Below are 15784 nucleotides of genomic sequence, written 5' to 3'. Positions count from 1 at the left end.
TCATAAAGGTTGCCTGCGCCCGCTACCGCAACCTGATGATCGCGCTCCTGTTTGCGCCGGTCCTCGCTCTTCGGCAATCACGGCCTGTGGTTTGCGCTGAATGCGTTTCTCGGTGCGCGAGGGCTGACGCTGCTAACGAATTTGCCGAGAAAGGCGCGAAGCGTGTTTGGGTGACAGGGGGACGAGAAATCTTCAGTATGTCCATCAGATGCGGCTTTGCGGATACACCGTATACCCCGGAAGGTGTTTCTAACGGTCGCTAGTTGCGCTCTCCAGTACATCTATCGCTATGTCGAGTGCGTCGGCCGTCGTCGATACGCCTTTACAAAACTCGTCCCAAACCGCGCCTGGAATGAGGTATCGAGTGTCAGAATGCGTTTGCGAAATATTCTCAAGAAAGTGATTGAAGCTATGAAGGCTGATGAGGGCGTTCACAACGACATCAACCTCTCCGGGTTCTAGCGACCCAATGTCGGCGGCGAGGCTTTCTGAGAAAACGCGATTTACTTTTCCTACGGAGAACTGCTCGTCTATTGGCAATCTCGCTTTGAGATTGTCACGTAATGCTCGAGAGTAATTACGGAATTCAGCTGCTAGAATTCTCCGCAAAGTGTTTCGCTTCGTGTCGATCTGCCTTTGATGCGATTCCTTGGCATATCGAGCATTGGCACGCAGGGTCCAAATCACGCCGATAAAGCCCAAAGCACCGGTGATCATCGTCTGAAATCGTTCAATCAGATCCAACAGTTCATGATCAATCAATACTGTGTTCGCTTATGTATCATCTGGCGTTGGAAACTTGAATGATCACGATCGTAGAGGCAATTAATTTTTCCGCGGAGCCTATGATGACCTCGAGCGTCTCTTAGCTGCTGGTGGCTCGCCTTCGAACAGTTTGCGCGAATGCCATAAGAATGTTCAAAACGGCAATTCGCCCCCCCCCTCGTTCGCATGACGAACACCCTCGGGACCAATCCACTCACCCCGGAATAGCCTTCGCCGCCCAGTCCTTCATCGCGTCGTCGCGCAGGTCGGAGATCGAGGCCGCACCGCGCGCGTCGAGCATGCGCGCGAGGCCGCGATTGATCGCGTTGGCGACGCCGGGGCCGCGATAGATCATGCCGGTATAGAGCTGCACGAGATCCGCGCCGGCCTCGATTTTGGTGAGCGCCGACTCGGCGCTGTCGACCCCGCCGACGCCGATCAGCGTCAGGTCCGGGCCGAGCCTTTCGCGGGTTTTTGCCAGCACGACGGTCGACCGCTCGAAGACCGGCCGGCCCGACAATCCGCCGGCTTCCCCCGGATCGCGCGCGATCCCGGTGCGGGAAAGCGTCGTGTTGGAGACGATCATCCCGTCGAGCGCCTTGTCGAGAACCTCGGCGACGATGTCGTCCAGGCCGTCCTCGGTGATGTCCGGTGCGATCTTGAGCAGCACCGGCACCCGCCGTTTGTGGGTTTCCTCTTCCGCCTGCCGCGCTTCGCCGATCCGTGACAGCAGCTCGGCAAGCTGCGCGCGGCCCTGCAGGTCGCGCAGGCCCGGCGTGTTGGGCGAGGAAATGTTGACCGTGAAGTAGTCGGCCAGCGTGTAGAAGCGCCGCAGGCCGGTCACGTAGTCCGCGATACGGTCCTCGGCATCCTTGTTGGCGCCGATATTGACGCCGACGATGCCGCGTCCGCGCCGCGCCTCCAGCCGTCGAAACGCGGCGTCGTGGCCTTCATTGTTGAAACCCAGCCGGTTGATCACGGCGCGGTCGCCCGGCAGCCGGAAGACGCGCGGCTGCGGATTGCCCGGCTGCGGCTTCGGCGTCGTCGTCCCCACCTCGGCAAAGCCGAAACCGGTGGCGATCAGTTCGTCCGGCACTTCCGCATCCTTGTCGAAACCGGCGGCGACACCGACGGGATTCGGAAAGGCGAGACCCGCCGTCAGAACGCTCAGCTTCGGATTGGGCCGGATTGCGCGCACCGGCGAAAGCCCGCTCTTCAGCCCGGCGATTGCCATGCGGTGTGCCGCCTCCGGTTCCAGGCGGAAGGCCAGCCAGCGCCCTGCGCCTTCGAGCAGGCCTCCGACGCTCATCCTTCCATCTCCGGAAAATCATGCGCGCCGTCAGGGCCGAGCGGCAACGCCTTCACCCAGACGACCGCCGAAAGCGAAAGCGGCGCATAGAGATGCGGGAACAGCGCGCCGCCGCGCGAGACCTCCCATTTCAGCGCCTCGCCCATGCCATCCGTGTCGACGGCCACCAGCAGCAGGTCGTTCTGTCCGGCAAAGTGCTTCGCCGCGGTTTCCTTAGCCTGCGCGGCGGTGGAGAAATGGATGTAGCCGTCGGCGTGATCGACCGGCGCGCCGGCAAACGAGCCCGCCCGTTCGGCTTCCGCCCACTGCGCCTTCGTCGCAATCTTGTAGATGATCCTGTCCATGACGTTTGCATAATCCGCGTGGACGTCTCGCGAAAGTCCGCCCGCCGCGAAACGGACAGCTTTCTTGCGCCCTGTCGCAATTTGTGCGGAATCGCCTGGTATTCACAGTGTCATCCCGGCTGCCCGCAGGCGGCCCGCTAATGTGAGGTTTCGTCCGATGATCGAACGGTTCCGCGGCTTTGCCGTGAGCGCACCTGTCCTTGTCGCCATCCTGTCCGCTTCCGGCCCGGCCGCCGCCGATTCCGGCCGCTATGTCATGGAAAAGACGGAAAAAGGCTATGTCCGCATGGACACAGCGACCGGCGAGATGTCGATCTGCGCGGAAAGGAACGGCCAGCTCGTCTGCAAGCTCGCAGCCGACGAACGCGCCGCTTTCCAGGACGCGCTCGACCGGCTGGAAGACAGGATCGCAAAGCTGGAAGAGCGGGTTGACCGGACGCTCGCCATGCCCAGCGAGGAGGAGTTCGATCGCGGCCTCGACAACATGGAGAAATTCTTCCGCCGCTTCCTCGGGATCGTCGAGGAATTCGACGACGGGGAGGGGGCGACGCCCGACGCGCCCGAGCCGCCGGCCGACCGCACCTGAGCGCTCGCACCACGTGACGCACGGAACGGGAAATTGGCGCTTGCCAGCGCAAAATCACATGCTATAACCCGCGCACTTTCCGGCGGCACCGCCCCGGATCGTGCCTTCACGACCTTCTGTGAAGTGATTGCCCGGGTAGCTCAGGGGTAGAGCAGCGGATTGAAAATCCGCGTGTCGGTGGTTCAAATCCGCCCCCGGGCACCATTCCCCCGATGAGTGACAAAGACTGGCGTGGTTTCGCTTGGGTTCTTCAGCGCCCACATCGGCTGACGAGCCCAAATCGATGCGTTCGATTTTCCGACGCGTAGACTCGTCTACGACGGTCTGATCCATATAGAAGCCGGTTGAGTTAGAGGCTTCGACTCTGTATTCGAAGGGTCAGATGCAGCGCTGAATCACGAGAGGCAAGGCACGCATGGTATCCTGGAACAAAGTCGTCCCCTCGGCCGCCGAACAGCGCGAACTGAAGCGGGATGCACTCTTGCGCCAGGCCGCTCTGGCCTTCCGAACGAATGGCTATCACGGCACGTCCCTCTCCGACATCGCGGATCTGCTGGGGATCAGCAAGCCGACGCTCTATTACTACGTCAAGAACAAGCAGGACCTTCTGTTCAAGTGCCATCTGGCGGCTTCCGAACAGGCGCTTGATTCGGTCTGCCGCGATACCTCGCTGGATGCGCTCGAGCGGGTCTGCCAGACACTGTCCAACTATGTACGCTCGATGATCGCGGACGACAGTTACAGCGTGGTCATTCTCGAGGAACGGTCCCTCAATCCCGAACAGCTCGCCGAAGTCATCGCCCAGCGCGACGAATTCGAACAGACAATCGTGAACATCATTCGCGAGGGCGTTGAGGAAGGGTCGATCGTGGCCTGCGAACCGAAATTTGCCGCGTTTTGCGCCCTGGGCACGGCCAACTGGGTGACCAAGTGGTATCGCCGCGAGGGCTCCTGGGAGGTCGACGAGATTTCTGTCGCCGTTTCCGATTTTCTGCGCAACGGTCTTTCGCCATCGCCGGCGCGCGCGGGGTCCACCCGTCTCTTCGCGTTCGGCCCGATGATGGCTGGCGATCTCAAGGGCTGATCCGGCCCGTCCTTCCCCTTCCTTCTCCCGATTTCTTGAGTGCCTTGCCGGTCAATCCGGCTGGCGACCGCTGTCATGCGCTCATTTGGCGCTGCGAAAAAGCATTTGATTTCAGATATTTGAATGGACGCAAAAGCGGGCGCATAAACCGATTCAGGAGCGTTTCGACTTTGAAGTCGAAAAGGAAAATTCAAGGTTGACAAAAAGGACTGATGGTATGAATTTGCAATCCCAGCGTCGAAGGCCTGGCTTGAGGTGCCGGGCATCCATGAGGGAGGGGAATTTTCAGTGACTGCAGCTTCTATCAAGGAGGTGCCGACCGTCGCATCGGGCGATCCCCTCGTCAGCGCGGTATCGATCGCCAAGAGTTACGGCGGCGTGCAGGCGCTCAAGGGCGTCGATTTCGATCTCCATCCGGGCGAAATCCTCGGCCTGATTGGTCCCAACGGCTCCGGCAAGTCCACCTGTGTCAATCTGCTGTCGGGGACCGTGCGGCCGACATCCGGTCAGGTGCTTCTGGAAGGCCGCGACATGTCAGGCCAGGCGATCGACAAGATCGTCGTCGGCGGCATGATCCGGACCTATCAGGCGACGCAGGTTTTTCCGGAGTTCACTGCACTCGAGAATGTGCTGGTTGGTTGCCATACCCAGCGTAAGGCTTCGCCTCTTCAATCGGTTCTGCGCACCCGCTCGGCCCGCCGCGAAAAGGCGGAGATGACCGCCAAAGCCATGGCTGCACTTGAGGCTGTCGGCCTGAACGACAAGGCGCAAAGGGTGGCGTCGACCCTGTCGGCGGCCGACCAGCGCCTGCTGATGATCGCGGTCATGGTCGCCGCGGCGCCAAAGGTCATTCTGCTGGACGAACCGGCCGCCGGCATGGTCGCCAGTGAGCGAAAGGCGCTTGCGGAGGTCATCCGCCTGCTGCCGTCCAAGGGCATCAGCGTCCTGGTGATCGAGCATCACATGGGGCTGATCATGGAAATCTGCGACCGCATCGTCGTCTTGAATTTCGGCGAGAAAATCGCCGACGGAACGCCCGCGGAAATTCGCAACGACCCGCACGTCATCGAAGCATATCTGGGGCATCGCGATGCTGACCGTCACTGACGTCCGTATTTCCTACGGGCAGGCCGAAGTCGTTCACGGCGTGTCGTTCGCCGTCGAAGAGGGCGAGTGCGTCGCGCTCATCGGTCCCAACGGTGCCGGGAAATCGACAATCCTGAAGGCTATTTGCGGGCTGCTGAGGCCGTCCGCCGGCGACATCGTTTTCGATGGCCGCTCTGTCGCGGGGCTTCCCGGCCACGAGGTGGCGCGGCGAGGCATCGCCATGTGCCCCGAAGGCCGTCAGATGTTTCCCGAGATGACGGTGATGGAGAACCTCAAGCTCGGTGCCTATCGTCGCCGCAGCGAGAGCATCACGCCCGAAATCGACGAGATGATGGAACTGTTTCCGCGCTTGCGCGAGCGCTCCACCCAGATGGCGGGCACTTTGTCGGGCGGCGAGCAGGAAATGGTCGCCATCGCCCGGGCGCTGATGGCCAAGCCGAAACTGTGCATTTTCGACGAGCCGTCATTGGGGATCGCCCCGAAGGTCGTCGATGAAATCGAAGAGACACTCATAAAAATCAAGGGCTTGGGCGTCACGATCCTGCTTGTTGAGCAGGCAGTGTCCATGGCGCTGCGGGTCGCGGATCGCGCCTATGTGCTCGAGGCGGGAGAGGTCGTCACCGCCGGTACCTCGCAAGAGATGTCGAACGACCCGCGTGTGCAGAGCGCCTATCTGGGCGCCTGATCAATCAAGAGACTCACCAAAGGAGGAGATGAAAGTGAATAGATTCTGGAAGCTTGCGATGGCTGGTGCCCTCGCGATCACTGCGCCGGCTGCGCATGCCGCCGACAAGGTGCTGACCATCGGTGTAAGCGACGCATTGTCGGGCGGCGGTGCCGTTTACGGCGAGCCGCAGCGCCGCGCCATCAACCTCGCGATCGAGCAGATCAACGGCAATGGCGGTATCGCCGTCGGCGATGACACTTATACGCTCGAAACCATCGAATATGACGACAAGGCCGATCCGACCGAAGCGACCAATGTCGCGCGCAAGCTGATTGACCGCGACGGTGTGAAATACCTGATGGGCTATTGCTGCTCGGCCTCCACCGGTGCGGTGGCTTCGATCATCGGCCGCGAGGACGTGATCATGCTGGTTGGCACCGCCGGTGCACGGGCGATCACCGCCGCCGGCAACGACAACGTCTTCCGGACCCGTCCTCCGGGCGATTACACCGGCGCCGCCGCCGGCCGCTTCATCTACGATCAGGGCGTCCGCCGTCTCGGCGTTGTGGCGACCCGCGATGTGGCGCTGTTCACCCAGTATCGTGACGCGCTCGTCGAAGCCTTCAAGGAAGCTGGCGGTGAAGTCGTCGCAGTGGAAACCTTCGGTGGCCAGGACCGCGACATGACGGCCCAGCTGACCAAGGTGCGCGGTCTTGATCCGGATGGCTACTTCATCTCCGGCTATGTCGAGCAGGTGGCCTTCGCCTATCGCCAGGCTCATGAGCTTGGCATCACCGCGCCGCGCTTCGGCTTTTCCGGCGGAAGCGCCGAGCAGTTTCTTGCCGTGGCCTCGAAGGAAGCCATGGAAGGCGTATGGGATCTGATCGCCATCGAGTTCAACGCCGAAGCGCTCGGAGACAACGCCAAGGCCTATGCCAAGGCCTATGAGGAACGCTGGGGCGACTATCCGACCCCCAACAGCGCGTTTGCCCATGACCAGGTCTGGGTCCTGAAACATGCGCTGGAAAATGCCGGCACCACCGAACTCGGGGCCGTCAAGGAAGCTCTGCGCAATCTGACGGTGCCTTCGGAAGTCGTCCTGGAATACCTGCCGGTGGACGGTCAAATGTTCGACCCGAAGGGTCAGGCCTACATCTCCAACGGCGCCTTCCAGTTCCATGACGGCGACTGGGAGTTCAAGACCAAGCTTCCCTCGGATGCGGCCGGCTATTCGGCCTACTTCCAGACGATCAGAAAGTAACAGGCCCGGTGTTCAACCGGTTCCAGAACGGTGGCGCGACATGGGTCGCGCCACACCATCCCGGAGCGCGTCATGCTTGTTGACCTCATTCAACAGCTCTTCAACGGTTTGGTGATTGGCAGCATCTACACGCTGGTCGCGTTGGGGCTCACGATCATCTTCGGCATCCTCGGTATCGCGCATTTCGCTCACGGCAGCGTAGCGATGTTCGGGGGCTACCTGACCTTCTTCTTCATACAATCGCTCGGCATCGGACTCTTTCCGTCCATGGCGCTGGCGATGGTCGCGGGTGCGCTGCTCGGAGTGATCCTTGAGCGCGTGGCCTATCACCCGGTGCGCAATGCGCCGCCGATCAACGCCTTCATCATCGCACTTGGGCTGACGCTCATCATCGAGAAATCGAACCTCATCCTCTTCGGTGTCGACCAGGTCATTATTCCCACCGGCTTCGACCGCGTCTTCGAAATCGGCGGCGTCACCTTCCCCGAATTGCGGGTCTACATCCTGGTGATCGCAGCGGTGCTGGTGATCGCGCTTACCATTCTGATCCAGAAGACCTGGATGGGCATGGCGGTCCGCGCGGTGGCGCAGAACCGTCCGGCGGCCATCCTGATGGGCATCAACGTCGATGCCGTATCGATGTTCGTCTTCGGGCTGAGCTCGGCGCTCGGCGTCGCCGCCGGCGTGCTTGTCGGCGCGCTGTTCGCCGTGGCACCCGGAGTCAGCAGCGGCCTCGTCGTCAAGGGCTTTGCCGTTCTCATTCTTGGCGGTCTCGGCTCCATTCCCGGCGCCATCATCGGCGGTTTGCTGCTCGGTGTGTCCGAGACTTTCGCCACCGCATTCATTTCGTCCGCCTACAAGGACGTCATCGCCTTCCTGCTGATGATCGGCGTGCTGCTGTTCAAACCTGAAGGCCTCATGCGACGGAGCGCGACCCGATGATCCGCTATGTTCTGATTCTCGCGGTCATCGCGGGCGCCATTGCCTTCCCGCATCTCCTGACCTCGAACTACTTCATTCACCTGGCGATCCTTGCCATGATCTGGATGATCGTCGCGCAGGGCGCCAACGTCATCCAGGGCTATACCGGCTACGTGTCGATCGCCCAGGCAGGCTTCATGGGGATCGGCGCCTATTCCTCAGCGTTGTTGAGCATCGAGGCGGGTTTCCCGGTCTGGATCGCCATCCTCGTCAGCCCGTTTTTCACAGCGGTCGCCTCGCTGATCGCGGGCTACCCTTCGCTGCGGGTGAAAGGGCACTATTTCGCCATCGTCACGCTGGCGATGAACATGGTGATCTTCATCGTGCTGGTGAACTGGATCCCGGTCACCGGCGGCGAGTCCGGCCTGCCCGGCATTCCCGCGCCGGAACCGATCGTCATCGGCGATTTCGAACTGAACTTCTTGCGACGGAACACCTACTACTATCTGGTCCTCGCAGCTCTCGCGCTGGTGATGCTTCTGGTGGTGGCCGTGGTGCGCTCTCGGGTTGGACTCGTCCTTCAGGCGATCCGCCAGAACGAGACCCTGGCCGAAGCCGCTGGTGTCGCATGCTGGCGCTACAAGTTGTTCTCCTTCGTGTTCAGCGCTTCGCTGGCCGGTTTTGCCGGTGCGCTCTATGCCCACTATCAGGCCTTTATCAGCCCGGCGCCATTCTCCGTTGACCATTCCCTGAACGCGATCCTTGCCGTCATTCTCGGTGGCAGCGGCACGCTGTTCGGTCCGCTGGTTGGCGCTGCGCTCACGGTCGCCTTGCCGGAAGTGCTTCGCGTCGCGGAGACCTACCGGCTGATCATTTACGGCGTCGGACTGGTCATCGTGGTCATCTTCCTGCCGCGTGGGCTCTATCCCTGGTTGGCCGACCTGTCTCGTGGCCTTTTCGGCCGCAAGGACGGCAACGGTGCGGAGGCGCATCGATGACCAGCATGGCCAATTCCATCCGCCATCACGCTCGCCTCCGTCCGGATGCTGTGGCCCTGATCGAGGGAGACCGGGAGATCAGCTATGGCGAACTCGATGCGCTTGTCTCGGGGTGTGCCGCCCAACTGACAGCCAGCGGTGTCCGGGCTGGAGACCGGGTGGCGGTGATCCTGCCGAACTCGGTGGCCTGGGTCGTCGCCTATCAGGGGGCGATGCGGATCGGCGCGATTCCGGTGCCGCTCAATCCCTTGCTCGCCGATGCGGAAATCACCGCGATTCTCGCCGATTGCGAGCCCGCAGCGGTCGTCTCGCGGGGCGCGCATGTCTATTTCGGCGGGCAGACCCCGCCTTGCCCGGTCTTCGATATCGAAGCGGATGACGGCGGCATCGTCTCGACGACCGGGCCTGTGGTCGAGTGCGCGCCCTGCGCGCCGACCGATACAGCGGTCATCCTGTATTCGTCCGGCTCGACCGGGCGGCCGAAGGGCGTCGAACTGAGCCACCACAATCTGTTCTGGAATACGCAGGCCTTCGCGCTCGACCTGTTGCGGCTGACGCCGGAAGACCGTGGCTACGGCGTCCTGCCCATGAGCCACGTGTTTGGCCACACCTGCCTCTTCACCACTTTCCTGATGACCGGCGCGTCGATCGTGCTGAGCCCGCGTTTCGATCCGGTCGAGACATTCGAGGCGATGTCGCGCCACCGGATCACCATCTTCATGGGTGTTCCGACAATGTACTGGACGCTCGGCAAGGCCGAGCTGCGGGAAGGCATCGACCTGTCGTCCTGGCGGGCCTGCGTCTCGGGCGGCCAGGCGCTGCCCGAAGAGGTGCATGTGCGTTTCGAAGAGAGGTTCGGCGTGCCGATCTCCGAGGGCTACGGCATGACCGAGGCCTCGCCCTCCGTTTGCGGGGTTCGCATTTTCGACGAGCAGCGTCGGCCCGGATCGTCGGGACGGCCTTATTGGGGCGTTCGCGTCGATATCGTGGACGAAGCCGGAAATGAACTGCCCGTCGGCGAGCGGGGCGAGATCGCCGTGACATCTCCCGGCCTCGCGAAAGGCTACTACCGTCGTCCCGATTTGACGGCGGAAGCCTTTCGCGATGGTCGGTTGCATACCGGTGATATCGGGTTGCTCGACGAGGATGGATTTCTCTACGTCGTCGATCGCAAGAAAGAGATGATCATCTCGGGCGGATACAACGTCTACCCCCGCGAAATCGAGGAGATGGCCCACCGCATGGAGGGCGTGCTCGAAGTGGCGGCGATCGGCGAACCCGATGAGCGGCTCGGCGAACGGATCATCGCTTACGTTGTTCCCGAAAACGGAAAGCGGGTCGACCCGGAGGCGATGATCGCCGAATGGGGCGCAAATCTCGCCCGTTACAAAGTTCCACGCGCCGTACGTGTGCTCGACGCCTTGCCCCGGAATGCGACCGGCAAGGTCGATCGAATGCGCCTTCGCGACATGAATCTGGATTATGGATAAGACAATGGACAGCAGCGAATTCAACCGGTTTCTCGCCAGGTTCACCTTGGCGGCCGAAAGCGGTGACGGTCAGCGCTTTGCCGAATGCTTCACGCCCGATGGCGTGTATTACGACTACATCTACGGTGTGCATCAGGGCCGTGACCAGATCGCCCACATGATGCAGAACCTGTTCCACCGCGATGCCGGCGAGGACTATCGCTGGGAGATGTTCGACGGCGTCATCGACGGCGATGTCGGCTATGCGTGGTCGCTTTCGAGCTTCTCGTCGGACATTCCGAAATTCAAGGGCAACAAGGTTGTCATCGACGGCATGTCCCGCTTCGTCATGCGCGACGGGCTGATCGCGGAGTATCGGGAATCGGTCAATGGCGGCGTCGCGATGAAACAGCTCGGCGTCGAACCGGCCCGGATGGGCAAGGTCTTCGACCGGTGGATCGGCTGGTTGCAGGAACGCGAGGAGACGAAAGACTATCTCGCCCGTCCGCGCGGCGAGTTCGCGAAAGAACGCCTGCAGGCGATCGTGAAAGGGTAACCCATGGCCTATGAGCACATCAAATACGCGGTCGAGGACAAGATCGCCCGGATCACGCTGAACCGTCCGGACCGGATGAACGCCTGGACGGCAACAATGGAGCGCGAAGTGCGCCTGGCGATGGAATCGGCGGCGGGCGACGACGATGTTCGCGCCATCCTCCTGACCGGCGAGGGACGGGCCTTCTGCGCCGGGGCCGACATGGAGGAGCTTGCGGAACTCGACCCCAATGACATCCGCGCGGAAGAATGGATGCGTCCGTTCGACATGAACAGGCGCCCTGACTGGCAGACCCGCTATTCCTTCTATCCGGCAATCGAAAAGCCGATCGTCGCCATGCTCAACGGTGCGGCGGCGGGGATTGGTCTCGTTCACGCGCTCTACTGCGATATCCGCTTTTCCGCCGACAATGCCGCGTTTTCGACGTCGTTCGCCCGGCGGGGGCTGATCGCCGAACACGGGTTGAGCTGGATGCTTCCGCTGCTCGTCGGCCATGCCAATGCGCTGGAGCTCCTGTTGTCGGCGCGGAAATTCCATGCGCCGGAGGCCTACCGCATGGGTCTCGTCAACCGGATCTACCCGCCCGAGGAACTCGAAGAGGCGACCATGGCCTATCTGCGCGATCTGGTGGACATGGTTTCGCCGCGCGCCATGGGCGTCATCAAGCGTCAGCAATACGAGGTGCCGTTCCAGACCCTCGCCGAAGCAACGATCACCGCCAATCACGAGATGGCGCTGAGTGTGCAGAGCGAGGACTTCAAGGAAGGTGTCGCGCATTTCATCGAAAAGCGCGCGCCTCGTTTCACGGGACGCTGAGCCATGCCGCAATTTGCGTCCGACGGCATGCGCGCGCTCTTCACCGCCGAGGAGATGTCGTTCCGGCAGGAAGTGCGGGCTTTTGTGGCCGCCAATCTGCCGGCCGAGATCGCCTCGAAACTCATGGGCGGTCTGCATCCCGGCCGCGCTGATGTCGAAACCTGGACCCGGATCCTGCACGAGCGCGGCTGGGCGGCTTATAGCTGGCCGGAAGAGTATGGAGGTCCGGGCTTTTCCCCTGTGGAACGGTATATTTTCGAGGACGAATGCGCGCGCGCCGGCGCGCCGGAACTCGTGCCTTTCGGGCTGAAGATGGTCGCCCCGGTGATCATGAAATATGGCGACGATCGGCAGAAGGCACATTACCTGCCGCGGATTGCCCGGCTCGATGATTTCTGGTGCCAGGGCTATTCGGAGCCCGGCTCGGGCTCGGATCTTGCCTCGCTGAAGACGCGGGCGGTTCTTGAGGGCGACCGATACATTGTCGATGGCCAGAAGGTCTGGACGACCTCCGCGCATGAGGCGGACTGGATCTTCTGTCTGGTGCGGACCTCGAAAGAGGGCAAGCGGCAAAACGGCATCACCTTCCTGCTGATCGATCTGAAATCGCCGGGCATCACGATACGCCCGATCATCACGCTCGACGGCAAGCACGAGATCAACGAGGTCTGGTTCGAAGGCGTCGAGGTGCCGGTCGAAAATCGGGTCGGCGAGGAAGGCAAGGGCTGGACCTATGCAAAGTATCTCTTGGAGCACGAGCGGCTGAATTTCGGCGGCATGGGCTTTTGCAAGCGCGAACTGGCGCGGCTCAAGGCGATGGCCGCGGAAACGATGCGCGGCGGCCGGCCGGTTCTCGACGATCCCGGCTTCAAGCTGCGGCTCGAGGCGCTCGAGGCCGAGTTGCTGGCCGTCGACATGACCAATCTGCGTTTTCTGCGCGAGGTAGCTGCCGGGCGCGAGAACGCGCTGCAGGCGCCGGTGCTCAAGATCATTAGCTCCGAGATCCAGCAGACGATTTCGGAACTGCAGACGCGGGCGCTCGGTTCGCGGGCGCTGGCGTTCAATCCGCAGGGCACCGCGTCGAACACACCGCATCACTATGCGGCGGAGAACTACTGCAACATGCGCAAGACGACGATCTATGCAGGCTCGAACGAAATCCAGCGCAACATTGCCGCCAAGGGAATCCTCGGATGAATCTCGCAGCCGAAATCGACGCGGGCGACGGCCTGCCTGTCCTGTTCGAACCCGACGATACGCTTGACATGTTCAAGGACATGGTCGGGCGCGCGCTTGGCGATCTCGGGCAGGCGGACTGGTCCGCCATATCTGCGGTGTTGAAAGAGCTCGGTCTGTTCGAGGCATTGCTGCCCGCTTCCAGGGGCGGCTATGGCGGTGCCCGGTTGGCAAGCCTCGTCTGCGACCGTCTCGGCGAAGCGGGGCTCGCGACACCTTTTACGGTCTCATGGGCCGCGATCGGGCGCTTCCTCAACACGATCGAGGGCAGCGGCCCGCGTCTCGACGAGATCGCCGCGGGGCTGAACGAAGGGTCGGCGCTGGCGACTCTTGCCATGCACGAAACCGATGCCCTGCCGGCCTCGCGCGATTTCGAAACGCGCCTCCGACACGTTGGCGAGCGCTGGGAAATCGACATTTGCAAACGCATGATCCCATTTGCCGCACAGGCCGACTGGTTGTTCGTGCCGGCAACCACGGAATCCGGGGCGGCCGCGCTCGTGGTGCTCGGCCGCGACGCCTTCTCCGATGCGCTGCGCCCTTATGACCTCATCGACGGAACGCCGGCGGCGGATCTCGATATTACCGGGCTTGCGCTTTCCGACGAGAACATCCTGCTTTTCGGCAAGGAAGCCGATGCCGCCCTGCGCGAAATGCGCAACATGCTGTGCGCAGCACTCTGCGCCGAGGCGGTGGGCGCGATGCGCGCCATGGTGACCGCGACACGCGATTATCTCGGTATGCGCCGCCAGTTCGGCCAGGTGCTGTCCGATTTCCAGGCATTGCGTCATCGCTTCATCGACATGGAGATCGTCTTGACGAAGGCCGAGACGATGGCGGCACTTGCTTCGGCCGCCGTGGACAATGGGGCAGGGGGCGCCGACGAGGCGCTCGTCGACAAATGCCGATACATTGTCATCCGCTCGGCCTGGGCGGTGTCGCAGGAAGCCATGCAGATGCATGGCGCAATCGGAATGGCGAGCGAAACCCCGCTTGGCGCCTACTTCAAACGTCTCTTGGCGTTGTCGCTGTGGTTTGGCGACGAGGACGAGGCCCTTCTGGCGCAGACGCGCTGACCGGCCGTACCGACACACACACGAAAGGATCGCAACAGTGCTTGAGAAGCTCGAATTCTACATTGATGGCGCGTGGAGCGCACCAGCCGACGCGCGCCAGCTCGAAGTGGTCAATCCGGCCGATGAACAGGCCTTCGCCCTCATTTCGCTTGGGGACGCCGAGGATGTCGATCGTGCCGTCGCGGCGGCGCGTCGTGCATTCGAAGGCTGGAGCACGACGCCGCTGTCCGAACGGATCGACCTGATGAAAAAGCTGCGTTCGGTATACGAGGCGCGGATCGACGATATGGCAGAGGCGATCTCCAAAGAGATGGGAGCGCCGATCTCGCTGGCGCTCAACGGCCAGGCCATGGCCGGTCTCGGCCACATCAAGGCGTTTACCCGAACAGCCGTCAGCTATGATTACGAGCATGCGCTCGACGAGCGCAATCCGCAGGAGTGGATCGTTCATGAGCCGGTCGGCGTGTGCGGGCTGATCACGCCGTGGAACTGGCCGATGAACCAGGTGGCCTTGAAGGTCGTTCCGGCGCTTCTGGCCGGCTGCACCGTCGTGCTGAAGCCATCGGAAATCTCGCCCCTGTCGTCGATGCTTCTCGCCGAAATGATTGACGAGGCCGGCTTCCCGGCGGGCGTGTTCAATCTCGTCAATGGCGATGGCGCCGGTGTGGGCGCGGCGATGTCGAGCCATCCGGACATCGACATGATGTCGTTTACGGGATCGGCCCGCGCCGGAATTGCGGTGCAGAAGGCGGCCGCTGACACGGTCAAGCGCGTGTCGCTTGAACTGGGCGGCAAATCGCCGAACATCGTCTTCGACGACGATGCGCTGGCCGACGCGGTCAAGCGCGGCGTTCGCCAATGCTTCCTGAATACCGGTCAATCCTGCAATGCGCCCACGCGCATGCTCGTCGAGCGGTCGGCCTATGAAAAAGCTGTCGGGATTGCCGCCGAAATCGCCGCCAAGACGACCGTCGGCAATCCCTCCGAAGAGGGACGCCATATCGGTCCGCTGGCCTCGAAGGCCCAGTACGACAAGGTCCAGAGCCTGATCGACACGGGTATCACGGAAGGCGCCCGGCTGGTCGCCGGCGGCCCGGGACGGCCGGAAGGGTTCAATCGTGGCTTCTTCGCGCGACCGACGGTATTCGCCGACGTGACCAACGACATGACGATCGCGCGTGAGGAAATTTTCGGTCCGGTGCTGGTGATGATGCCCTTCGACAGCGAGGACGACGCGGTGAAGATCGCCAATGACACGCCCTACGGCCTTGCGGCTTACGTTCAGTCGCTTGACGAGGAACGCGCGGTGCGTATCGCCCGGAAACTGCGCGCAGGCATGGTTCAGCTCAATGGAGCCAACCGCCCCTCTGGAAGCCCCTTCGGCGGCTACAAACAGTCTGGCAACGGCCGCGAAGGCGGGCCTTGGGGGTTCGAGGAATATCTCGAGGTCAAGGCGATCAGCGGGTGGCCATCGGCCTGATCGTCACAATCGAAGGCTCGTTGCCGTCGCAGCCTGTGCTTGGCGGGCCGATCCCTGGAAGGCGACCTTGATCAAGTTTCCGGTATCGGAACGACCAAGGTCGCCTCTT

At 62.2% G+C, this 15784-nt stretch carries 16 protein-coding genes and 1 tRNA gene; 14 read left to right on the top strand and 3 right to left on the bottom strand.

Translation table 11 applies throughout. The features are described 5' to 3' along the window. Window positions 1-249: 249 nt before the first annotated feature. From LC343_RS07100 to LC343_RS07090, 3 genes are all read right to left on the bottom strand, one after another. Entirely contained in the window at window positions 250-762 is a 513-nt protein-coding gene (locus LC343_RS07100) for a hypothetical protein (RefSeq protein ID WP_223476411.1), read from the bottom strand. Between the two features lie 217 nt (window positions 763-979). Further along, window positions 980-2074 (bottom strand): quinone-dependent dihydroorotate dehydrogenase, encoded by a 1095-nt coding sequence (locus LC343_RS07095; RefSeq protein WP_223476410.1) that lies wholly within the window; start codon window positions 2072-2074, stop codon window positions 980-982. Beyond that, window positions 2071-2418, bottom strand: coding sequence for a DUF952 domain-containing protein (locus LC343_RS07090; RefSeq protein ID WP_223476409.1), 348 nt, complete (start codon window positions 2416-2418; stop codon window positions 2071-2073). The genes LC343_RS07095 and LC343_RS07090 overlap by 4 nt, the downstream gene beginning before the upstream one ends. Before the next feature lie 157 nt (window positions 2419-2575). Between LC343_RS07090 and LC343_RS07085 the strand changes: the two genes are divergently transcribed. The 14 genes from LC343_RS07085 to LC343_RS07020 all read left to right on the top strand — a co-directional run bounded on the left by LC343_RS07085 (window position 2576) and on the right by LC343_RS07020 (window position 15675). Then, window positions 2576-3004, top strand: a complete 429-nt coding sequence (locus LC343_RS07085; protein ID WP_223476408.1) for a hypothetical protein — start codon at window positions 2576-2578, stop codon at window positions 3002-3004. Between the two features lie 129 nt (window positions 3005-3133). After that, window positions 3134-3208 (top strand) — tRNA-Phe (locus LC343_RS07080). A gap of 211 nt (window positions 3209-3419) precedes the next feature. After that, window positions 3420-4088 carry a TetR/AcrR family transcriptional regulator gene (locus tag LC343_RS07075; protein ID WP_223476407.1) on the top strand — a complete coding sequence of 223 codons (669 nt, stop codon included), beginning with the start codon at window positions 3420-3422 and terminating at the stop codon, window positions 4086-4088. A gap of 288 nt (window positions 4089-4376) precedes the next feature. Then, window positions 4377-5195 (top strand): ABC transporter ATP-binding protein, encoded by an 819-nt coding sequence (locus tag LC343_RS07070; RefSeq protein WP_223476406.1) that lies wholly within the window; start codon window positions 4377-4379, stop codon window positions 5193-5195. Next, a complete protein-coding gene (locus LC343_RS07065; protein ID WP_223476405.1) occupies window positions 5179-5880 on the top strand; it encodes an ABC transporter ATP-binding protein in 702 nt (233 codons plus the stop codon). The genes LC343_RS07070 and LC343_RS07065 overlap by 17 nt, the downstream gene beginning before the upstream one ends. Window positions 5881-5914: 34 nt before the next feature. Next, the gene (locus tag LC343_RS07060) at window positions 5915-7123 is read left to right on the top strand and encodes an ABC transporter substrate-binding protein (protein WP_223476404.1); all 1209 of its coding nucleotides are present in this window, start codon (window positions 5915-5917) and stop codon (window positions 7121-7123) included. Window positions 7124-7195: 72 nt separating this feature from the next. Beyond that, complete coding sequence (locus tag LC343_RS07055) at window positions 7196-8065, top strand: branched-chain amino acid ABC transporter permease (protein ID WP_223476403.1); 870 nt, start codon at window positions 7196-7198, stop codon at window positions 8063-8065. Beyond that, window positions 8062-9042, top strand: a complete 981-nt coding sequence (locus LC343_RS07050; protein WP_223476402.1) for a branched-chain amino acid ABC transporter permease — start codon at window positions 8062-8064, stop codon at window positions 9040-9042. The genes LC343_RS07055 and LC343_RS07050 overlap by 4 nt, the downstream gene beginning before the upstream one ends. Then, window positions 9039-10532 (top strand): class I adenylate-forming enzyme family protein, encoded by a 1494-nt coding sequence (locus LC343_RS07045; protein WP_223476401.1) that lies wholly within the window; start codon window positions 9039-9041, stop codon window positions 10530-10532. Before LC343_RS07050 ends, LC343_RS07045 begins: the two co-directional genes overlap by 4 nt. Before the next feature lie 4 nt (window positions 10533-10536). Further along, window positions 10537-11067, top strand: coding sequence for a nuclear transport factor 2 family protein (locus tag LC343_RS07040; RefSeq protein ID WP_223476400.1), 531 nt, complete (start codon window positions 10537-10539; stop codon window positions 11065-11067). Between the two features lie 3 nt (window positions 11068-11070). After that, entirely contained in the window at window positions 11071-11883 is an 813-nt protein-coding gene (locus LC343_RS07035) for an enoyl-CoA hydratase (RefSeq protein ID WP_223476399.1), read from the top strand. 3 nt (window positions 11884-11886) lie between these two features. Then, window positions 11887-13080 carry an acyl-CoA dehydrogenase family protein gene (locus tag LC343_RS07030; RefSeq protein WP_338018572.1) on the top strand — a complete coding sequence of 398 codons (1194 nt, stop codon included), beginning with the start codon at window positions 11887-11889 and terminating at the stop codon, window positions 13078-13080. Next, window positions 13077-14195: an acyl-CoA dehydrogenase family protein gene (locus LC343_RS07025; RefSeq protein ID WP_223476398.1), complete on the top strand. Its 1119-nt coding sequence runs from the start codon at window positions 13077-13079 to the stop codon at window positions 14193-14195. Before LC343_RS07030 ends, LC343_RS07025 begins: the two co-directional genes overlap by 4 nt. Window positions 14196-14232: 37 nt before the next feature. Then, window positions 14233-15675: an aldehyde dehydrogenase family protein gene (locus tag LC343_RS07020; protein ID WP_223476397.1), complete on the top strand. Its 1443-nt coding sequence runs from the start codon at window positions 14233-14235 to the stop codon at window positions 15673-15675. Window positions 15676-15784 lie beyond the last annotated feature (109 nt).

Source organism: Oricola indica (genome assembly GCF_019966595.1).
Taxonomy (GTDB): Bacteria; Pseudomonadota; Alphaproteobacteria; order Rhizobiales; family Rhizobiaceae; genus Oricola; species Oricola indica.
This window is presented reverse-complemented; position numbering and strand designations above follow the sequence as displayed.